Raw genomic sequence first — 20945 nt, 5'->3', positions numbered from 1 at the left:
GTTCATCACGCGCTTTATTAATGAGATCAACCATGGGTGACCCAATGCCTGACTCATCGCAACTCGTTATCGGCGCCGATACTTCGGGCCAGCCGATCGCCCAGGCCATGCGCCTGGCCAACCGTCACGGTTTGATCGCCGGTGCCACCGGCACCGGCAAGACGGTCACCCTGCAACGGCTGGCCGAAGCGTTCAGCGACGCCGGTGTGGCGGTGTTCGCCGCCGATATCAAAGGTGATCTGTGCGGGTTGGGTGCCGCCGGCGCCCCTCAGGGCAAAGTCGCTGAACGGATCGCCGGGATGCCCTGGCTAAACCATAAGCCAGCGGCGTATCCGGTGACGCTGTGGGACATCCACGGTCAGTCCGGTCATCCCTTGCGCACCACCTTGAGTGAAATGGGGCCGTTGCTGCTGGGCAGCCTGCTGGAACTGACCGACAGCCAACAGTCGGCGCTGTATGCCGCATTCAAGGTGGCGGACCGCGAAGGCCTGTTGCTGCTGGATCTGAAGGATCTTAAGGCGCTGCTCAATCACCTCAAGGACCACCCGGATGTGCTGGGAGATGATGCGGCGCTGATGACCACCGGTTCCAGCCAGGCGCTGTTGCGGCGGCTGGCAACCCTTGAGCAGCAAGGCGCGCAAGCGCTGTTCGGCGAACCGGCGCTGCAACTCGAGGACATCCTGCAACCGACGGCTGACGGACGAGGGCGCATTCACTTGCTCGATGCCAGTCGCCTGGTGCATGAAGCGCCGAAGGTCTACGCGACCTTCCTGCTGTGGCTGCTGGCGGAGCTGTTCGAGCAATTGCCGGAACGTGGCGACGCGGATAAACCGCTGCTGGCGCTGTTTTTCGACGAGGCGCATCTGTTGTTCACTGGCACGCCCAAGGCCTTGCAGGATCGTCTGGAGCAGGTGGTGCGCCTGATTCGTTCCAAAGGCGTGGGGGTGTATTTCGTCACCCAGTCGCCGGGTGACCTGCCCGATGATGTATTGGCCCAACTCGGCCTGCGCATTCAGCACGGCCTGCGCGCTTTCACCGCCAAGGAACAGAAATCCCTGCGAGCCGTGGCGGACGGCTTTCGGCCCAATCCTGCGTTCGATGCCTTGTCGGTGTTGACGGAACTGGGCATCGGTGAAGCCCTGGTCGGCACGCTGCAGGACAAGGGCACGCCGGAAATCGTCCAACGGGTCTTGGTGGCGCCGCCGCAATCGCGAATCGGGCCGCTGAGCGAAACCGAGCGCACGGTGCTGATCGCCGGCTCACCGTTCAAGGGGCGATATGACAAACCGGTTGATCGCGAATCGGCCTATGAAGTGCTGACGGGACGCAAGGGGCTGGCGCCGCAAGCCGAAACCGGCAAGCCCGCGCCTCAGGAGCCGAGCTTCACCGAACAGGCCGGGGAGCTCCTCGGCACCGCGGCGGGGCAGGCGCTGAAATCGGCGATGCGCCAGGGGGCCAATCAATTGGCGCGGCAGTTGGTACGGGGGCTGATGGGGTCGTTGCTTGGCGGCAGTAAACGCCGATAGTGAACGAACGCAATCAAAGGTGGGAGCGGGCTTGCTTGCGAATGCGTCGGGTCAGGCGACATGGATGTTGTCTGATACACCGCATTCGCGAGCAAGCCCGTTCCCACATTGGGTTTTGGGTCAGGTCTTGGGCCTTGCATGCGCCGCCAATCGCTCCAGCGCCGCCCGCAGGTTGGGATCGCTGATGCCATCGGCGGTGGCCTGAATGGTCGCTGCGGCGTCGTTGGACAAGTCCATGGTATGCCCGGTTGCCCCGTGCTGAATGGTAGGCGGCTGAACCTTGAACAGGATTCGCGTCAGGCTGGTGAATTCGTCGAACATCTGTAATTGCCGTTGCAGGCGTTTTTGCTGGTAACGCAGGCGGGTCGCCCAATGGCCATCGGTGACAATCAACAACAGACTGCCTTCGCGCCACGACGCCACATGGCAGTGTTCGCGGGCCGCGGGTTGCAGTTGGCTTTCCAATAAACGTTGCAGATGGCCCAGGCGCTGGGCGTGGCCGAGTATGGCCTTGAGCGGCTTGGCTTCGCGAAGCAGGACGGCGGGTGCTCTGGCCGTAAGAGGGCGAAATGCCATGATCAGACACCTGAAGTAACAGAGCCGCCATGGTAGCAGAAAGCACCGGATGCGCCCGACCCATTGCTTTGCGCGCGCTTTACCCATTAAATCAACGGATAACTTCAGCGCTGTCTGACTTGAAGTTCAGCCATTTGCCCCTATTTTAAGTGAGCCCCGTCAAAGCGCTGTGCCAGCATCGTGGAATAACGCCACTTTCCTCACCACCGTTTCCGGGTAGAATGCTCGTTCGCATGCGGCCATGAGGGCTGCACGGGCGACTCACGGGGCCGCCCTCCATCCCTTTAGTGTGGAAGATCCTGCCGATATGTTTGCGCCTTTGTTAAAGAAACTTTTTGGAAGCAAGAACGAGCGTGAAGTCAAACGCATGCTCAAGACGGTGCAACTCGTCAATGCCTTCGAAGAGCAAATGGTGGCCCTTTCGGACGATCAATTGCGTGCCAAGACCGAAGAGTTCAAGGCCCGATTCGCCAAAGGGGAAACCCTCGACAAGCTGTTGCCAGAAGCCTTTGCGGTCGCCCGCGAAGCCGGCAAGCGCGTCATGGGTATGCGTCACTTCGACGTCCAGTTGATCGGTGGCATGACCTTGCATGAAGGCAAGATCGCCGAAATGCGTACCGGTGAAGGCAAGACCCTGGTGGCAACACTGGGCGTTTACCTCAACGCGCTGTCCGGCAAGGGCGTGCACGTTGTAACCGTGAACGACTACCTGGCCCGTCGCGATGCCAACTGGATGCGTCCACTCTACGAATTCCTCGGCCTGACGGTCGGCGTGGTCACGCCGTTCCAGCCGCCGGAAGAGAAGCGCCTGGCTTACGCCGCTGACATCACCTACGGCACCAACAACGAATTCGGTTTCGATTACCTGCGCGACAACATGGCGTTCAGCATGGAAGAAAAATTCCAGCGCGAACTCAATTTTGCCGTGATCGACGAAGTCGACTCCATCCTCATCGACGAAGCCCGTACCCCGCTGATCATTTCCGGTCAGGCCGAGGACAGCTCCAAGCTGTACATCGAGATCAACAAACTGATCCCGCAGCTGGAATTGCACGTCGAGGAAGTCGAAGGCCAAGTCACCAAGGCCGGTCACTACACCGTTGACGAGAAGACCCGCCAGGTCGAACTCAACGAAGCCGGCCACCAGTTCGTCGAAGAATCGCTCACCCGCCTGGGTCTGCTGGCTGAGGGCGAGAGCCTCTATTCGGCCCACAACCTGGCCCTGCTGACTCACGTCTACGCCGGCCTGCGCGCGCACAAGCTGTTCCATCGCAACGTCGAGTACATCGTGCAGGACGGTCAGGTGGTCCTGGTCGACGAACACACCGGCCGTACCATGCCGGGCCGTCGTTTGTCCGAAGGCCTGCACCAGGCCATCGAAGCCAAGGAAAACCTGAACATCCAGGCCGAGAGCCAGACCCTGGCATCGACCACCTTCCAGAACTACTTCCGTCTGTACAACAAACTGTCCGGCATGACCGGTACGGCCGACACCGAAGCGTTCGAATTCCATCAGATCTACGGTTTGCAGGTCATCGTCATCCCGACCAACAAGCCGCTGGCCCGTAAGGACTACAACGACCTGGTGTTCCTGACCGCCGACGAGAAATACGCGGCCATCGTCAATGACATCAAGGAAAGCATGGCCGCCGGCCGTCCGGTGCTGGTGGGTACGGCGACCATCGAAACGTCCGAGCGCATGTCCGACCTGCTCAATAAGGAAGGTATCGAGCACAAGGTTCTCAACGCCAAGTTCCACGAGAAGGAAGCCGAGATCATCGCCCAGGCTGGCCGCCCAGGTGCGCTGACCATCGCTACCAACATGGCCGGTCGTGGTACCGACATCCTGTTGGGCGGCAACTGGGAAGTGGAAGTGGCTTCCCTGGAGAACCCGACGCCGGAGCAGATCGCACAGATCAAGGCCGACTGGCAGAAGCGTCACCAGCAAGTGCTCGAATCGGGCGGTTTGCAGGTGATCGCCTCCGAACGTCACGAATCGCGCCGTATCGACAACCAGTTGCGTGGTCGTGCCGGTCGCCAGGGTGACGCCGGTTCCAGCCGTTTCTACCTGTCGCTGGAAGACAGCCTGATGCGCATCTTCGCCTCTGACCGGGTGAAGAACTTCATGAAAGCCCTGGGCATGCAGCCTGGCGAAGCGATCGAGCACCGCATGGTGACCAACGCCATCGAAAAGGCTCAGCGCAAGGTTGAAGGCCGCAACTTCGACATTCGCAAGCAATTGCTCGAGTTCGACGACGTCAACAACGAACAGCGTAAAGTGATCTATCACATGCGTAACACGTTGCTGGCCGCCGACAACATCGGTGAAACCATCGCCGATTTCCGTCAGGATGTACTCAACGCCACGGTCAGCGCCCACATTCCACCGCAATCGCTGCCTGAGCAGTGGGACGTGGCGGGTCTGGAAGCAGCCCTGCAGAGCGATTTCGGTGTGGCCCTGCCGATCCAGCAGTGGCTCGACGAAGACGATCACCTGTACGAAGAGACCCTGCGCGAGAAGCTGATGCAGGAACTGGTGGCCGCGTACAACGAGAAAGAAGATCAAGCGGGCGCCGAAGCGCTGCGCACCTTCGAGAAGCAGATCGTGCTGCGCGTGCTGGACGACCTGTGGAAAGACCACTTGTCGACCATGGACCACCTGCGTCACGGCATTCACTTGCGTGGCTATGCCCAGAAGAACCCGAAGCAGGAATACAAGCGCGAGTCGTTCACGCTGTTCTCCGAGCTGCTGGATTCGATCAAGCGCGACTCGATCCGTGTGCTGTCGCACGTTCAGGTCCGTCGCGAAGATCCGGCCGAAGAAGAGGCGCGTCTGCGTCAGGAGGCCGAAGCACTGGCGGCGCGCATGCAGTTCCTGCACGAAGAAGCCCCTGGTCTGGAGCAGCCTGAAGCGCTGGGTGAAGAGGTCGATGTGGCCCTCGCTACCGCCCCGGTTCGCAACGAGCAGAAGCTGGGCCGCAACGAACTGTGCTACTGCGGTTCGGGCAAGAAATTCAAGCATTGCCACGGGCAGATCCAATAAAAGCCCGTTTCATACGCTGAAATACCCGCGCCGCGACCGGCTCATGCCGTCGCGGCGTTTTGCCATTCAAACCACCGCCTTCTTGAAAAAAAGAGCGTAGCGGTGCTGACATCATTGTAAGGAGCTCATTCATGGCTGTTGGTCTTGGTCCTTTGCCAACGTTGCACCCGGTTGCCGGTTTTGAACTCGGTATCGCCTCGGCCGGTATCAAGCGCCCGGGGCGCAAGGATGTGGTGGTCATGCGCTGTGCCGAAGGCTCGACCGTCGCAGGCGTGTTCACCCTGAACGCCTTTTGCGCCGCTCCCGTGATCCTGGCCAAACAGCGCGTACAAGGCCCGGTACGTTACCTGCTGACCAACACCGGCAATGCCAACGCCGGTACCGGCGAGCCAGGCCTGGCCGCGGCCGAGCGCACCTGCGCCAAACTGGCTGAACTGACCGGCGTCGATGCCAGCCTGGTGCTGCCGTACTCCACCGGTGTGATCGGTGAACCGCTGCCGGTCGAGAAAATCGAAGGCGCGTTGCAAGCCGCCCTCGACGACCTGTCGGTGAACAACTGGGAAGCTGCCGCCACCGGCATCATGACCACTGACACCCTGCCAAAAGGCGCGAGCCGTCAGTTCCAGCATGATGGCGTGACCATCACCGTCACCGGGATCAGCAAGGGTGCGGGCATGATTCGTCCGAACATGGCCACCATGCTCGGCTACATCGCCACCGACGCCAAAGTCTCCCGCGAGGTGCTGCAAAACCTGTTGCTGGACGGCGCCAACAAGTCGTTCAACCGCATCACCATCGACGGCGATACTTCGACCAACGACTGCTGCATGCTGATCGCCACCGGTCAGGCGGCCTTGCCGGAAATCACCCGCGCCGAAGGCGAACTGTTCGCCAAGCTCAAGCAAGCGGTGTTCGAAGTGTGCATGGACGTGGCCCAGGCCATCGTTCGTGACGGTGAAGGCGCGACCAAGTTCGTGACTGTTGAAGTCAATGGCGGCGGCAATCACCAGGAATGCCTGGACGTCGGCTACACCGTAGCCCACTCGCCGCTGATCAAGACCGCACTGTTCGCGTCCGATCCAAACTGGGGCCGCATCCTGGCCGCTGTCGGCCGTGCCGGCGTGCCCAACCTGGACGTCAGCAAGATCGACGTGTTCCTCGGTGACGTGTGCATCGCCAGCCGTGGCGCCCGCGCCGCGACCTACACCGAAGCCCAGGGCGCGGCGGTGATGCAACAGGAAGAAATCACTATCCGAATCGAGCTGGGTCGCGGCGACTGCAGCGAAACCATCTGGACCACCGACCTGTCGCACGAGTACGTGAAGATCAACGCCGAATACCGTACTTGATTGACTTGAGGCCGGGTCGCTCCCTTCGCGAGCAAGCCCGCTCCCACATTCGATCGCACTTCTTCTGGAAGAACTCGATCAAGGGGGGGGAGCGGGCTTGCTCGCGAAGACGGAGCACCAGACGCTGGATTTTTTGGCTTGTTCCCCTGACGAAAAGGCAATAAAACATGAGCCTGCACCTGATCATCGGCGACAAACGGTTTTCCTCCTGGTCCCTGCGCGGCGCTCTGGCCCTCGACCTGACCGGTGCTTCCTACACCGAAGAACTGATCAAGCTCAACCAGCCGGACACTCGCGAACGGCTGCTCAAGCATTCGCCGACCGGAAAAGTCCCGCTGCTGAAGACCGAACACGGCATCATCGCCGACTCCCTGGCGATTGCCGAGTACCTGGCCGAGCAGTTCCCCGACGCCGGCCTGTGGCCCAAGGATGTCGCGGCCCGCGCCCAGGCGCGTTCGGCCTGTGCGCAAATGCACAGTGGCTTCTTCGGCATGCGCGGCAACATGCCGTTCGACCTGAGCCGCGATGCACCGCTGGTGCCGGTCCCGGCCGACGTCCAGTTGGATATCGAACGGATGTCAGCCCTGTGGGCCGAATGCCGCGCCGCTGCCACTGAAACCGGCCCGTACCTGTTCGGCCGTGTATCCCTGGCCGACGTATTTTTTGCGCCGATCGCCGTACGTCTGCGCACTTATCAGGTAAAGATGCCGGCGGTCGACGAGGCCTATATTGAAACCATCTACCAATGGCCGGCCTTCAAGGCTTGGCAAAAGGCCGGACTGGAGGAAATCGAGCGGTGAAACGAGTCCACGTAGCTGCTGCCGTTATCCGTGACGGCAGTGGAAAAATCCTTATCGCCCGCCGTGCTGACACCCAGCATCAGGGTGGTTTGTGGGAGTTTCCTGGCGGCAAGGTCGAGGCCGACGAGTCGGTTGAGTCCGCACTGGCCCGTGAACTTCAGGAAGAACTGGGCATTGTGGTCAGTGCGGGGCGTCCGTTGATCAAGGTTCGTCACGATTACCCGGACAAGCAGGTGTTGCTGGATGTCTGGGAAGTCTCGGCATTCAGCGGCGAGCCGCATGGCGCTGAGGGCCAGCCGCTGGCCTGGGTGACGCCCCGTGAACTGTCGGATTACGAATTTCCTGAAGCCAACCGGCCCATCGTCGCCGCCGCCCGATTGCCCGGGCAGTACCTGATTACCCCGCAGGACCTGGAAACGCCGGCCCTGCTGCGCGGAATTCAGAAAGCCATCGCCGGTGGCATCAAGTTGATTCAGTTGCGTGCGCCGAATGGCTACGACCCGAAATACCGCGATCTGGCGGTAGATGCGGTCGGGCTGTGTGCCGGCAAGGCGCAGTTGATGATCAAGGGGCCGTTCGAGTGGCTGGGGGACTTCCCGTCCGCAGGCTGGCACATCACCTCGGCTCAGTTGCGCAAATACGCCGCTGCCGGTCGACCATTGCCGGCGTCGCGCTGGCTGGCGGCTTCATGCCATAACGCTGAGGAATTGGCCCTGGCCGAAGAGATGGGTGTGGATTTCGTGACCTTGTCACCGGTACAGCCCACCCTGACCCATCCGGGGGCTGAGCCGCTGGGCTGGGAACAGGCTTCGACCTTGATCCAGGGTTTCAGCAAACCGGTGTTCTTGCTCGGTGGTGTTGGGCCTGCTGAGCTTGAAAAGGCTTGGTCGGTGGGCGCACAAGGTGTGGCGGGGATACGGGCGTTTTGGCCTGAGGCCTGATTTAGCGGCGATGATTGAGCCGCCTTCGCGAGCAAGCCCGCTCCCACATTTGATCAGCGTCGTACACGCATCAAAATGTGGGAGCGAGCTTGCTCGCGAAAGCGTCCTCGCAGACGCCGACTAAACCCCGGGTTTCACCGCCGGCTGCCAAAGAATCTCCGCCACCCCCTGGCGCCGTGCAATCACCCGCGCCACGACAAACAACAAATCCGACAAACGATTGATGTATGCCAGCCCAATCCCGGCCAGCGGTTCAAGCGCGTTCAAATGTTGACACCGCCGCTCGGCGCTGCGTGCCAGGCTTCTGCAGACGTGGGCTTGCGCAATCAACGCCGAGCCGCCCGGCAAGATGAAGTTCTCCAGCGGCCCCAACTCTTCATTCCACACATCGATCGCGGCTTCCAGGCGTTCGATTTCTGCAGTGTTCAATGCCTGGTATTCCGGCATCGCCAGTTCGCCGCCCAAGTCGAACAACCGGTGCTGGCAGGGTGCCAATACCTCGATCACTTCCTCAAGCCCCGGATGCACGACGCGCTCCGCCGTGAGCCCAGCCAGCAGCACGCCGATCTGACTGTTCAGGCTATCGACCTCGCCAATCGCTTCGATCCGTGGGTGATCCTTGGGCACGCGACGGCCGTCGCCCAGGCCGGTTTCGCCTTTGTCACCGGTGCGGGTGTAAATCTTCGACAGGCGAAAGCCCATGGTTTACCTCGATAGCTGGTTGAGTTCTTGAGAGACGAGCGGGGTGCCCGCCAGGGGCAGGCGCAAGGTGAAGCAGGTGCCCTGGCCCAGGGTCGATTGCACTTCCATCTGACCCTTGTGGTTGTTGGTGATGATGAAGTACGACACTGACAGGCCCAGGCCGGTGCCCTGGCCGATCTCCTTGGTGGTGAAAAACGGCTCGAAGGTACGCTTGCGCACGTTTTCGCTCATGCCGATGCCGTTGTCCTCCACCTGGATTTCCGCCCATGGCGGATTGAGGCGGGTACGCAGAATGATTCGGCCGGGCTCGCGATCGTCTTCACGCTGGTGAATGGCCTGGGCGGCGTTCTTGAGCAGGTTGAGCAGCACCTGTTCCAGTTCGTTGGCGGTGCCGGGCACCGGGCCGAGCGCTGGGTCGAACTGGCGAATGATGGCCTGGCCCTTGAAATCGAAGCCGATCGCCAGGTCGAAGTCGTTACCGGCGATTTCCACCGCTTGATCAATCAGTGCCGGCAAGTCGCACGGGGCCATTTGCCGAGTGCTGCGGCGGCTGAAGCTGAGCATATGGGTGACGATTTTCGCCGCACGGGCGCCGGCCTGTTGGATGCCGTCGAGCAATTGCGGCACTTCCCGGGCCTTGAGGTAGTTGTTGACGGTGGCCAGTTCGATACCGACCTGCTCCGCCTGTTCGAGGTTCTTGGGCAGGTCGGGAGACAGGCGTCGGCGGATGTTCTGTACGTTATGCAGGATGGCCCCCAGAGGGTTGTTGATTTCATGGGCCATGCCTGCCGCCAGGCCCCCGACGGAGAGCATCTTCTCCGACTGCACCATCATTTCTTCCAGGGACAGGCGCTGGGTGATGTCGTCGATTCGAATGACCACACCGCGCCCGGCACCGCCCATCAGGGGATAGAAGGTCAGGGCGTAATGCCGGGCATCGTCGTCCTTGACCCAAGTCACGCGCTCGATCTTGGCCACCGTGTGTTGCTCGACGGTTTGCTTGAGTTGCGGCAGGAACGGCTTGAGCGGCTCGAAGGCGAGAAAGATCGGCTGGTTCAGGGCTTCATCCAGGCGGGTGCCGGAAAGGGCGCTGGCTTCCTGGTTCCATTGCGTCACGTAGAGCTGTTCGTCGAGGGCGATGAGCGCCGAGGGCATGGAGTCGATGATGCTGTTGAGGTAGTTCTGGAATCCGGTGAGTTTCTTCTCGATCTTGCTGCGCACCTGGACTTCGAGTTCCAGTTTGCGGTTGGTGTGGCGGGTTTCCTCGGCCAGGCCCTGGGCCTGATCGTAGGCAGCCTGGGAGTCATCCCGCGCCCGCTTGAGCTGCTGCTCCCGAGCCTCGATGCGTGACAGCATGGTGTTGAAGGCCTCAGCCAGGCTGCCGATTTCGTCGTGGTTGCCGCGGGAGGCGCGCAGGGCGTAGTTCTCCTCGCGGGTGACCTGTCGCGACAATTCTTCGAGTTGATGGATCGGCCGAGTGATCAGGCGTTTGATCTGCCGGGCGATTACCAGCCATAGCAGCACGCTGAAGATCAGGATGCCAAGGCTGGCGGTCAGGGTGCCGGTGTAGAACGCCATCGGCAATTCACTGCTGGCCACCAGCAGCAAATGGCCCGGCGCTGCGCCTGGGCGGGGCAGGGTGACCACTTGATTGCTGCGAAACTCGGTGGCTTGCCAGGATTCGATGTGTCGGTAGTGCTCGGGCAGTTTCAGATGATCGCCATGTTGCAGCTGCGCCAGGCGCTCGCCCGTGCCGTCATACAGGGCAGCGGCGCGCAGCGGGGAATAGCTGTTGAGCTCGTTGAGCAGGCGCTCGGCGCTCTGTGGCGATGTCAGTGCCTCGGAAATCAGGCTCGGATTGGCCACCAGCCGACCGATGGTTTGCAAGGCCTGGGGCGCCATGCTTTCCTGGGAAATGTAGTAGGCGGCGCTGATGAAGGTCAGGTTGGCGACGAGCAGCACGGTGGTCAACAGCACCAACAGGGCAGCCAGCAGTTTCTGGCCGACCGGAAGGTTTTCAAGACGCTGGCGCAATGGCATCAGGTTTATCGCAGCAAAGGAACAAGTGGCCAGCGTAGCCGCTGCTCAGTCGCTGGGCAATCCAAGGCTTTGCAGTCGCACGATCAGCCGCTGCTGCAGCTGATTGAGATGCGGCAGGTTCAGTTGATGGCGAGTCGCGACCTTGCAGGCGTAGCCGAGCAGATAGCTGATCTCGGTCCGGCGCCGGTTGTTGACGTCCTGGTACATCGACGAGTAATTCGCAGCGGTTGCGTGGATGACCCGTTCGACTTCCTGTTGCAAGTCCTGGGCAGCGGCAGGCTGGCCGCAACGCTCCAGCAGCTCGGTCAATTCGCCGCACAGAATGGCGACCTCGCAATGGTGTTCCTGCAAACCGCCATTGCGGCAGTCATGCAGCACCGTCAGCGGGTTGATCGCGCAGTTGAGCGCCAGTTTGCGCCACAGGCGGGTGAGGATGTCGGTGCTCCACTCATGGGGGATGCCGGCATCTTTCAGGTCATCCAGCCAGATCGGTGCGACGGGATGACTGGCATCGCCCAGCCAGGTGAAGCCGTGGCCGGCGAACACCACGCGCCAGTCGCCATCGCGAAAGGCCCCTTCGGTGCTGGAGGCATGGATGCAGCGAGCCTGTGCAACCACTGCTGCGACGGCGTCCTGACTGCCGAGGCCGTTCTGCAACAGGATCAGTTCGGCGCCAGGGGCCAGGCGCGAGGCCAATTGCGCCACGGCCTGCTCGGCGTCGTAGGCTTTGCAGGCTACCAGCAGGCGCTGGATGGGCGCCGGGTTGTCCGGTGTTTCGGCAGGCACCGGGTACTGGCGGGCCTGGCCATGTTCGACCAGCGTCAACCCACCCGCCGCCTCGTAAGCCTTCAAGCGAGCGGCGTCACGCAGAATCAGCCGCACCGGTACGCCGGCCCGGGCCAGGCGCGTGGCCCACAACGTGCCGAGACTGCCGGCGCCCAGGACATGCCAGGTGGTGGCCATCAGCTTTTTGCTCTGTTTGACGCGTGCATGGACGGCTCGCAGTGAATGATGGGAAAGACCCGTTATAATCAGCGCGGATTTTTACCGCAAGCCAGGCGTGCTCCATCTTGATCGAGCGCGCCCTTTATTGGAGAGATTACATGCCGTCGTTCGACGTGGTATCCGAACTGGACAAACACGAAGTCACCAACGCGGTCGAGAACGCCGTCAAGGAACTCGATCGTCGCTATGACCTGAAAGGCAAGGGCAGCTTCGAGTTCAAGGAAAAGGACCTGACCGTCAACCTGACCGCCGAAGCGGATTTCCAGCTCGAAGCGATGATCGAGATCCTCAAGCTGGCCCTGGTCAAGCGCAAGATCGATGTGCAGTGCCTTGAGGTCAAGGACGCTTTTGCTTCGGGCAAGCTGATGAAGCAGGAAGCCGTGCTTAAAGAAGGCATCGACAAGGAACTGGCGAAGAAGATCGTGGCGCACATCAAGGACGCCAAGCTCAAGGTGCAGGCCGCCATCCAGGGCGAGCAGGTACGTGTAACCGGCAAGAAGCGTGATGACCTGCAGGAAGCCATCGCCGCACTGCGCGCCAAGGAATTTGGCATGCCGCTGCAGTTCAACAACTTCCGCGACTGACCTGTGGCGGGAACCTCTCGGCGTTTTCGGCGTCCGAGCCCCAAGTAACGGTGGAAACGATTGAGCCTGACCGGGCTCGGTCTTTTCTGCCGTTTATTTTTTCGTGTGCCGGGTAGCCGGAAATCAGGAGAACGAACATGGATTTGAATGCAGAGGTAGACAACCTGGTGAAGGCATCCCAGGCCTGGATACCGATGATCATGGAATACGGCAGCCGCGTGCTGCTGGCAGTGATTACCCTGGCCATCGGCTGGTGGCTGATCAACAAGGTCACCCAGAAGCTGGGCGGGCTGATCGCCCTGCGTAACGCAGACCTGGCCCTGCAAGGATTCATCAGCAGCCTGGCCAACATCATTCTGAAGATCCTGCTGATCGTCAGCGTGGCGTCGATGATCGGTGTGGAAACCACTTCGTTCGTGGCGGCCATCGGTGCAGCGGGCCTGGCCATCGGTCTGGCGTTGCAAGGCAGCCTGGCGAATTTCGCCGGCGGCGTGCTGATTCTGCTGTTCCGCCCGTTCCGCATCGGTGACTGGATCGAAGCCCAGGGTGTTGCGGGTACGGTCGACAGTATCCAGATCTTTCACACCGTTCTGCGTACTGGCGATAACAAGACCATCATCGTGCCAAACGGTAACCTGTCCAATGGCATCATCACTAATACCAACCGTCAGCCGACCCGCAAAGTGGTGTTCGATGTAGGCGTGGATTACGAAGCGGATCTGCAAAAGGCTCGTCAGGTGTTGCTGGATCTGGCCAAGGATCCCCGTGTTCTGACGGACCCCGCGCCTCAGGCGGTGATTTCGACCCTGGGCGACAGTTCGATCACTGTTTCCCTGCGTGTCTGGGTTAAAACAGCCGATTATTGGGATGTGATGTTCATGTTTAATGAACAGTCCCGCGATCGATTGAAAACCGCCGGTATCGACATTCCGTTTCCGCAGCGAGTAGTTCGCGTGGTTCAGGAAGCATCGGTGCAGTAAGCCTGTTTTGTTGTTAGTGCATAAGCCCGAGAGGTTAAAAGTCTCTTGGGCTTTTTTGTGACTATTGATCGGTTCATTGAAAAAACTACTAATGTTATGACTGCAAGTAGTTTGTAGGAGTGATCAGTCTGTGGCAGGCATAAAAAAACGCCCACCTGAAGAGGTGGGCGTTTTTTGATCTACAGTACTTGCGTTTTACACCCTGATTACAGGATGTTCAGCGGGTACTCGATGATCAGACGGGTGTCGTAGTTGTCACGCGAGTAGGACTGGTAAGCGCCGTTTGCACGGTAGTTGGCGAAACGAGCACGGAAAGACAGGTCTTTGGCCGGGCCTTCCTGCACCACGTACTTGGACTCGATGTTCCACTCGTTTTCTTTGCCTTCGCCGGCGTTTGCAACCTTGATGTTGTTACCCATTACGTAACGGGTCATGAAGCTCAGACCAGGTACGCCGAAGGTAGCCATGTTCAGGTCGTAGCGAGCTTGGTAGGATTTCTCCTCGCGGCCCACGAAGTCGGAGATCTGAATGGAGTTGGAAACGAAGATGGTGCTGTTACCGTCAACGCCGTAGTAGTAAGCGTTGTCGCCGCTGGACTGCTGGTAGGCCAGGGTGAACTTGTGAGCGCCGAGGCTGTAGGCAGCTGCCAGGGACCACAGGTTGTTGTCTACGCCCGCAACGCCGTCGGTGAGTGCTTCGACTGTGTCGCCACGATTGTCGCCCTTGGTTTTGTAACCGTTGAGGTCAAAGTTCAGGGACTGATTGTCAGCGATTGGCAGGGTGTAGTTCAGGTTGATGTAGTACTTCTTGAAGTAATCTTCAGCATCCGAAGCAGCCAGTGCACCGGTGAAGTTATCGGTGAAGGCGTAGCTGCCACCGACGATGTTGATGCTGTTGCTCAGGCCTTTGGCGTGCAGACCGCTGTCTTCGTCAGCAATACCGCCGATGCTGTCACGAGCCATACCGGTTTGAGCGCTGATGGCGTTGAAGCGACCAGCGTACAGTTCCAGGCCTTTGATCTCTTTGGAAGTGATCAGAGTACCGGTAGCAACTTCTGGCAGCATACGGCTGTCGTCAGTGGCCAGTACCGGGCTGGCAACGAATTGTTGACCCCATTTCGCAACGGTGTCGGACAGACGCAGTTTGACTGCACCACCGATCTTGCCCTGGGATTTCTCTTCGTTGTTGTCGCTGTCGATTGCGAACAGGCCGTTACCGCGGTGGCCCGAGCCGCCGTCCAGTTTGACTGCGCCCATTGCCATGGCATCAAGACCGAAACCAACAGTACCTTGAGTGAAGCCCGACTCGTAAGTGAGCAACTGGCTGAGGCCGGAGGACTGGCGATAGCCGGAGTCTGCGTTGTTGGCTGCACCGTTTTTGTAGTCGCGGTTCATGTATTCAAAACGAGTTTTGAGTTTCAGGCTTTGATCGCCGAAGAAACCCTTGGAATCGTCTTGAGAAGACGCCACTGCGAACTGCGAGGTACCAGCTGCAACAGCCAGTGCGATCATGCTCCACTTCATCACGCGCATCGTGATTTGCTCCTTTGGTTTTTAGAAGAGTACTGCCGTCCCACCTGTTTTATTATCTGGGCGGCTCTTTCTTTTTGTGTCGGCGCAAACTTATATCACGCCGACAATGTTGGCGATACTTGCGCATCTATCCTTTCGGCTTCTTTACGACCCTGTCGCAAACAGCTTGCTAGATGTCGCAAATTTACAGCCCCGATGCAACCGGACTGACAACTTTAATGCTGTTTTTCTGGACTGGTACACCGGTAAAAAGAGTCCCTGGTGAAACGTTTGAATCTCCATCGGGCTACCCTGCCACTGTTTTATCTGGTCCTCAGGTCCGCACTTCCAGTGGGCCTTATAGACGATGTGGGTGTGAATGCAACAAGCGTGCACAAATCACAAAACCACGAATATTTTTTTTCCAATAGCTGCCTGGTGCCGTAAAAACCCCATAAAACCGGGGGTTCATCGCACCGGTGACCGGGGTTGACGCCATTCTTTGGTTGGTGTTGAACATCCTGTTACCGCCGCGTGACATCCAAAAACGTTACCGGTTCACCCCGCCAGTGAGTAATTGGCGGATGCTCGAAGCACTTAGCGTAGACACACTGTGCGGTTTTGGTGCAAAAAATTTTAATTGCTGTACCGAATTCACACCGTTGCCCATCCGCAAAGCCTGGAACGGATCGCCGCCCTGCGGTCATTTCGGCAGGCTTGCCGCCGGCTTCGGTCCGGTAATGGTGCGTTTCGTAGATGGATGTACCATCGCGGGGCGGGTTGGGGCCTGCGTCCCGTGAGCGAGTCGCTACCCGGGTTCGTCGTGAAGGCGGCCGGGATCGCAGGTATGCTGCCTTCCTGTCGCTTGGTGCGCGATCCTTCAGGGTGGGCGCTAAGCTGTAAATGATGAGCTTGGGAGTGCACACAGTGTTCGCTTTAAATTCGCAACTTCAACAAGACACCTTGCCGGTCGGTGATTTCCCGCTGTGCCGGCTTTTGCTGTCCAACGATTCGAACTATCCCTGGTTCATCCTGGTACCTCGTCGCGACGATATCAGTGAGATATTTCAGTTGGGTGTCGCCGATCAGCAACGGCTGTGGCAGGAAACGACGGTGTTGGCTGAAGCCCTCAAGAAGGCGTTCGACGCGGACAAAATGAACGTTGCGGCCTTGGGCAACGTCGTCAGCCAGTTGCACATGCATGTGATCGTGCGAAAACGAGAGGATGCAGCCTGGCCGGCGCCGATCTGGGGCAAGCAGCCGGCCGTGCCGTATGGTTCGGAGCAGGTCGCCGCGATTGTCGAGCGTCTGCGCGGTGTACTGCCCGAAGACTTCACGTTTCTGGAGGGGTGAGTCATGAGCCTGGAAGATCGCGTTACCGATCTGGAGAGTCAGCTGGCGTTTCAGGACGACACCATTCAGGCCTTGAATGATGTGCTGGCGGCGCAGCAGCGGGCGGTAGAACGCTTGCAGCTGCAGATGGCGGCATTGCTCAAGCGCCAGGAGGAGATGGCCGGCCAGTTCGAAACCTTCGAGGAAGAGGCGCCGCCACCGCATTACTGAGGGGCGGGCATAAAAAAACCGCGAACAGCCAGGCTGCTCGCGGTTTTTTATGGCTTTGAATCAGCGTCGCGGCAGGGCGGCGATGACATCTTCGGCTTGCAGGCCCTTGTCACGATTCATGACGGAGAACTCTACACGCTGGCCTTCGACCAGAACGCGATGGCCTTCGCCGCGAATGGCCCGGAAGTGCACGAAAATATCGTCGCCGGAGTCGCGGGAAATAAAGCCGAAGCCCTTGGAGGTGTTGAACCACTTGACGGTGCCGGTATCGCGATTGCTCATGTCATAGTTGGTCGGGGCGGCAGCCGGTGACGATTTATAGAAGCCGATGCCCAGGTGCAGGGCAACCGCAACGATGGCTGCGATCAGGCTGAACAGTACGGCTGGCTGGCCGGCAATGACAGGCATTGGCGCGATCAGCGTGAGCGTTTGCACAACCACGGCCAGCATCAGCAGGGCGCTGACGAGGTTTTGCAGTTGATGGCGCGGACCTTTGTTCCAGTTGGGGATGACCGGTGCAAGGGTCAGGTTGAGCAGGCCGAACAAGGCCAGGTAAAGCGCATCGGGTTGTTGCAGGTAAGGTACGGCTTCGGTTCGCAGGCTAGGGATGAAGGACAACAGCAAAGCTGCTGCGCCCAATAGCAGGTGGACGATTTTCAACATTTTATTGACTCACGTTAAGACGGATCACAAGGAAGAGCTGATGGGGCACGGTTCGCTTCAGAACAATAAGAGGCGTTGAGCACGCATCCGTAATCAGCCTATGCGCAGTGCCCGGAAAATAAGGGCGTCAGCGACACACCGTCTATTTAACAGCAAAGCTTGTGGCTACTCAAATCAAGGAGTCCAGCGGTGCGTCGGGGCGATTTGTCGCAGCCACAGTGAGCATCCAGGGCTGCGGCACCGAAGCAGGCTTGCTAGAGTGGGGCGGCACCTGTCGGATGAATTCATCACCTTTAGGGGAAAAGCATGGCAATCGATATCGGTATCAGTGAAGAGGACCGCAAGTCCATCGTCGAGGGGCTTTCACGTCTGCTGTCGGACACTTACGTACTTTATTTGAAAACCCATAACTTCCATTGGAACGTCACCGGGCCCATGTTTCGCACGCTGCACCTGATGTTCGAGGAGCAATACAACGAACTGGCCCTGGCGGTCGATTCCATTGCCGAGCGCATTCGCGCACTCGGTTTCCCGGCCCCGGGTGCCTACGCTGTTTATGCGCGACTGTCTTCGATCAAAGAGGAAGAGGGCGTGCCGGCTGCCGAAGACATGATCAGACAACTGGTCGAGGGGCAGGAGGCGGTCACACGTACCGCGCGGGGGATTTTTCCCTTGCTGGACAAAGTCAGTGACGAACCAACGGCTGACCTGTTGACCCAGCGCATGCAGGTCCACGAAAAAACCGCGTGGATGCTTCGCGCCTTGCTGGACCAGTAATCGCCTGGCGCGCGTGCGACATTCCCGTGTTGCACGCGCGTTACCTTTTGTTCCTGTCCTACTTGTTCCGTCGAAAATTCTTTGCCTGGTGAGTGAAAATTCGCCAGCCAGGCCAGGAAAAAGTCGGACGTAGGACGCTCTCCATGATCTGCCCTCCGTTGTTGGCTTCTCCTACAGGGATGGGCAAAAAGTCGTCTGGATATAACTTTGTCCTCGGGGTTCCATGGGTGCACAGGCTCTAATGGAAACCACGGATGGCAAAGGAGTGTCAGCGATATGGTTCAGGAACAAAGGAGAAGTGAAAGGAGGGGCGGTTCGTTCAAGGGCATAAGGATCGACCCCTTTGTCAGTGAGTTCGACATGGGGCTGGCTCAGCCCCTGTCGCGGTCGGTGCGCTTGAATGGCTTTGCCACCTGTTTGCGCCTTGAACAGGTGTACTGGGATATCTTGAGCGATATGGCCAGGGTCAATGGCTGTTCGGTCAGTGCGTTATTGTCGTACGTGGATCGCGAAGTGCACTTGCGCCATGGCGGCGTAAAGAACTTCAGCGGGCTGGTGCGGGTGGTTTGTGTCGTACACAGTCTTAAAGAAGCGGGATGGACTGATACGGCTACGTCCCGGCAGTGAAAGAGCAGCATGTCGATCTGTGCAGTCTTACGGCTGCACAGGCTGCATTTAATGGATATAATCCCGCTCTTTGCCGCAAAACCCAGCGTGCGCGGTAGCAATCTGATCGCCGAGACAACCCCATGCCGATGTACGATTATCAATGTGCTTCCTGTGGTCATCAGTTGGAAGCCATTCAAAAGATCAGCGCACCGCCGCTGGTCGACTGCCCTGCTTGCCAGGCGCCAGAGCTCAAGAAGATGTTGTCCATGCCGGGTTTCCGCCTCAGTGGCACCGGCTGGTACGAGACCGATTTCAAGACCGGTTCGAAGAAGAACCTGGCCGGCGGCGACAAGGCTGACTAGGGTTTTGCTCTGAGCCGGGTGCCCTGAACTGAATCACACACGTGAGTGCCTGCAGTATCGTTGAACCGATAGACGCAAGGCCTCCAACGAAATTACGAATTACGAGAAGTGAAACCACGACCATGATGCGCAGCCATTATTGCGGCCAACTGAACGAAAGCCTGGAAGGCCAGGAAATTACCCTTTGCGGATGGGTTCACCGTCGCCGTGACCACGGTGGGGTGATTTTCCTCGATATCCGTGATCGTGACGGTCTGGCCCAGGTGGTATTCGATCCGGATCGCGCTGAGTCCTTCGCCGCCGCGGATCGTGTGCGCAGCGAATACGTTGTGAAGATCACCGGCAAGGTGCGCCTGCGTCCGGCCGGTGCCACCAACGCCAACATGGCGTCGGGCATGATCGAAGTCCTGGGTTATGAACTGGAAGTGCTGAACGAATCGGAAACCCCGCCGTTCCCGCTCAACGAGTTCTCCGACGTCGGCGAAGAAACCCGCCTGCGCTACCGCTTCCTGGACCTGCGTCGTCCGGAAATGGCCGAGAAGCTGCGCCTGCGTTCGCGCATGACCACCAGCATCCGTCGCTACCTGGACGAGAACGGCTTCCTGGACGTGGAAACGCCGATCCTGACCCGTGCCACCCCTGAAGGTGCTCGCGACTACCTGGTGCCAAGCCGTACCCACGCCGGTTCGTTCTTCGCCCTGCCGCAATCGCCTCAGCTGTTCAAGCAACTGCTGATGGTGGCCGGCTTCGACCGTTACTACCAGATCGCCAAGTGCTTCCGTGACGAAGACCTGCGTGCCGACCGCCAGCCGGAATTCACCCAGATCGACATCGAGACCAGCTTCCTCGATGAAAAAGACATCATGGGCCTGACCGAAGGCATGATCCGCAACCTGTTCAAGGAAGTGCTGGACCTGGAGTTCGGTGACTTCCCGCACATGACCTTCGAAGAAGCCATGCGTCGCTACGGTTCCGACAAGCCGGACCTGCGTAACCCGCTGGAGCTGGTGGACGTTGCCGATCAACTGAAAGACGTTGAATTCAAGGTCTTCAGTGGCCCGGCCAACGACCCGAAATGCCGCGTGACCGCTCTGCGCGTACCCGGCGGGGCGAGCATGCCGCGCAGCAAGATCGACGACTACACCAAGTTCGTCGGCATCTACGGTGCCAAGGGCCTGGCGTATATCAAGGTCAACGAGCGCGCCAAGGGCGTTGAAGGCCTGCAATCGCCAATCGTCAAGAACATCCCTGAAGCGGCCCTGAACGTGATCCTCGATCGCGTGGGTGCAGTCGATGGCGACATCGTGTTCTTCGGCGCAGACAAATTCAAAATCGTCAGCGAAGCCCTGGGCGCGCTGCGGATCAAGCTGGGTCACGACCTGAACCTGCTGACCTGCGAATGGGCGCCGATGTGGGTCGTGGACTTCCCGATGTTCGAAGAGAACGACGACGGCAGCTTCACCGCCTTGCACCACCCGTTCACCGCACCCAAGTGCACCCCGGCAGAGCTGGAAGCGAACCCCGCGACCGCACTGTCCCGTGCTTACGACATGGTCCTGAACGGCACCGAGCTGGGTGGCGGTTCGATCCGTATTCACCGTAAGGAAATGCAACAGTCGGTATTCCGCCTGCTGGGCATCAACGAAGCGGAACAGGAAGAGAAATTCGGCTTCCTGCTCGACGCCCTGAAATACGGCGCGCCACCGCACGGTGGTCTGGCTTTCGGTCTGGACCGTCTGGTGATGCTGATGACCGGCGCCCAGTCGATCCGTGAAGTGATCGCCTTCCCGAAAACCCAGAGCGCGGCGGACGTGATGACCCAGGCGCCGGGCCAGGTGGACGCCAAGGCACTGCGCGAACTGCACATTCGTCTGCGCGAAACGCCTAAAGCCGAATAAGGCTGATCTGAAGGGC

Annotated in this window: 19 protein-coding genes; 13 read left to right on the top strand and 6 right to left on the bottom strand. The window is 59.5% G+C overall.

The features are described 5' to 3' along the window. The first annotated feature begins 44 nt into the window (after nucleotides 1–44). Entirely contained in the window at nucleotides 45–1526 is a 1482-nt protein-coding gene (locus B0W55_RS09295) for a helicase HerA-like domain-containing protein (RefSeq protein ID WP_077045743.1), read from the top strand. 120 nt (nucleotides 1527–1646) lie between these two features. Here the strand turns inward: B0W55_RS09295 and B0W55_RS09290 are convergent, their stop codons facing one another. Next, entirely contained in the window at nucleotides 1647–2102 is a 456-nt protein-coding gene (locus B0W55_RS09290) for a DUF721 domain-containing protein (protein WP_077045705.1), read from the bottom strand. Nucleotides 2103–2409: 307 nt separating this feature from the next. Here B0W55_RS09290 and secA point away from each other — a divergent pair, with 307 nt between their 5' ends. The 4 genes from secA to B0W55_RS09270 all read left to right on the top strand — a co-directional run bounded on the left by secA (nucleotide 2410) and on the right by B0W55_RS09270 (nucleotide 8235). Continuing rightward, complete coding sequence (gene secA / locus B0W55_RS09285; RefSeq protein ID WP_077045704.1) at nucleotides 2410–5145, top strand: preprotein translocase subunit SecA; 2736 nt, start codon at nucleotides 2410–2412, stop codon at nucleotides 5143–5145. 131 nt (nucleotides 5146–5276) lie between these two features. Beyond that, nucleotides 5277–6494 carry a bifunctional glutamate N-acetyltransferase/amino-acid acetyltransferase ArgJ gene (gene argJ / locus B0W55_RS09280; RefSeq protein ID WP_077045703.1) on the top strand — a complete coding sequence of 406 codons (1218 nt, stop codon included), beginning with the start codon at nucleotides 5277–5279 and terminating at the stop codon, nucleotides 6492–6494. 167 nt (nucleotides 6495–6661) lie between these two features. Continuing rightward, on the top strand, nucleotides 6662–7294 hold the full coding sequence (locus tag B0W55_RS09275; RefSeq protein WP_077045702.1) for a glutathione S-transferase family protein: 633 nt from the start codon (nucleotides 6662–6664) through the stop codon (nucleotides 7292–7294). Then, nucleotides 7291–8235, top strand: coding sequence for a Nudix family hydrolase (locus B0W55_RS09270; RefSeq protein ID WP_077045701.1), 945 nt, complete (start codon nucleotides 7291–7293; stop codon nucleotides 8233–8235). Before B0W55_RS09275 ends, B0W55_RS09270 begins: the two co-directional genes overlap by 4 nt. A 120-nt stretch (nucleotides 8236–8355) precedes the next feature. Here B0W55_RS09270 and B0W55_RS09265 read toward each other — a convergent pair whose 3' ends face one another. Genes B0W55_RS09265 through B0W55_RS09255 form a run of 3 tightly spaced genes read right to left on the bottom strand, consistent with a single transcriptional unit; the run spans nucleotide 8356 to nucleotide 11940 of the window. Beyond that, complete coding sequence (locus tag B0W55_RS09265; RefSeq protein WP_077045700.1) at nucleotides 8356–8937, bottom strand: cob(I)yrinic acid a,c-diamide adenosyltransferase; 582 nt, start codon at nucleotides 8935–8937, stop codon at nucleotides 8356–8358. Between the two features lie 3 nt (nucleotides 8938–8940). After that, nucleotides 8941–10977, bottom strand: a complete 2037-nt coding sequence (locus B0W55_RS09260; protein ID WP_077045699.1) for a HAMP domain-containing sensor histidine kinase — start codon at nucleotides 10975–10977, stop codon at nucleotides 8941–8943. Nucleotides 10978–11022: 45 nt separating this feature from the next. Then, entirely contained in the window at nucleotides 11023–11940 is a 918-nt protein-coding gene (locus tag B0W55_RS09255; RefSeq protein WP_077045698.1) for a putative 2-dehydropantoate 2-reductase, read from the bottom strand. A gap of 140 nt (nucleotides 11941–12080) precedes the next feature. Between B0W55_RS09255 and B0W55_RS09250 the strand changes: the two genes are divergently transcribed. Together B0W55_RS09250 and B0W55_RS09245 are read left to right on the top strand one after the other, a co-directional pair. Beyond that, a complete protein-coding gene (locus B0W55_RS09250; protein ID WP_077045697.1) occupies nucleotides 12081–12566 on the top strand; it encodes a YajQ family cyclic di-GMP-binding protein in 486 nt (161 codons plus the stop codon). Between the two features lie 137 nt (nucleotides 12567–12703). Next, nucleotides 12704–13546: a mechanosensitive ion channel family protein gene (locus tag B0W55_RS09245; protein ID WP_077045696.1), complete on the top strand. Its 843-nt coding sequence runs from the start codon at nucleotides 12704–12706 to the stop codon at nucleotides 13544–13546. 206 nt (nucleotides 13547–13752) lie between these two features. On the opposite strand, the gene B0W55_RS09240 is transcribed toward B0W55_RS09245, so the two are convergent. After that, complete coding sequence (locus tag B0W55_RS09240; protein WP_077045695.1) at nucleotides 13753–15078, bottom strand: OprD family porin; 1326 nt, start codon at nucleotides 15076–15078, stop codon at nucleotides 13753–13755. A 906-nt stretch (nucleotides 15079–15984) separates the two neighbouring features. Here B0W55_RS09240 and B0W55_RS09235 point away from each other — a divergent pair. Beyond that, a complete protein-coding gene (locus tag B0W55_RS09235) occupies nucleotides 15985–16410 on the top strand; it encodes an HIT domain-containing protein (RefSeq protein WP_077045742.1) in 426 nt (141 codons plus the stop codon). A gap of 3 nt (nucleotides 16411–16413) precedes the next feature. Next, entirely contained in the window at nucleotides 16414–16620 is a 207-nt protein-coding gene (locus B0W55_RS09230) for a SlyX family protein (RefSeq protein ID WP_077045694.1), read from the top strand. Between the two features lie 60 nt (nucleotides 16621–16680). Here the strand turns inward: B0W55_RS09230 and B0W55_RS31395 are convergent, their stop codons facing one another. Beyond that, nucleotides 16681–17283, bottom strand: coding sequence for a cold-shock protein (locus tag B0W55_RS31395; protein ID WP_077045693.1), 603 nt, complete (start codon nucleotides 17281–17283; stop codon nucleotides 16681–16683). A gap of 306 nt (nucleotides 17284–17589) precedes the next feature. Here B0W55_RS31395 and B0W55_RS09220 point away from each other — a divergent pair, with 306 nt between their 5' ends. The 4 genes from B0W55_RS09220 to aspS all read left to right on the top strand — a co-directional run bounded on the left by B0W55_RS09220 (nucleotide 17590) and on the right by aspS (nucleotide 20929). Then, complete coding sequence (locus B0W55_RS09220; RefSeq protein ID WP_056852665.1) at nucleotides 17590–18060, top strand: Dps family protein; 471 nt, start codon at nucleotides 17590–17592, stop codon at nucleotides 18058–18060. Between the two features lie 276 nt (nucleotides 18061–18336). Then, nucleotides 18337–18687 carry a ribbon-helix-helix domain-containing protein gene (locus tag B0W55_RS09215; protein WP_077045692.1) on the top strand — a complete coding sequence of 117 codons (351 nt, stop codon included), beginning with the start codon at nucleotides 18337–18339 and terminating at the stop codon, nucleotides 18685–18687. 122 nt (nucleotides 18688–18809) lie between these two features. Beyond that, nucleotides 18810–19031, top strand: a complete 222-nt coding sequence (locus tag B0W55_RS09210; protein ID WP_077045691.1) for an FmdB family zinc ribbon protein — start codon at nucleotides 18810–18812, stop codon at nucleotides 19029–19031. Between the two features lie 122 nt (nucleotides 19032–19153). Then, nucleotides 19154–20929, top strand: coding sequence for an aspartate--tRNA ligase (aspS, locus tag B0W55_RS09205; RefSeq protein ID WP_077045690.1), 1776 nt, complete (start codon nucleotides 19154–19156; stop codon nucleotides 20927–20929). Nucleotides 20930–20945 lie beyond the last annotated feature (16 nt).

The organism is Pseudomonas sp. KK4, assembly GCF_001984065.1.
In the GTDB taxonomy this organism is placed as follows: Bacteria; Pseudomonadota; Gammaproteobacteria; order Pseudomonadales; family Pseudomonadaceae; genus Aquipseudomonas.
Note: the sequence above shows the minus strand (reverse complement) of the source record. Positions and strands in the feature narration are given on the sequence as shown.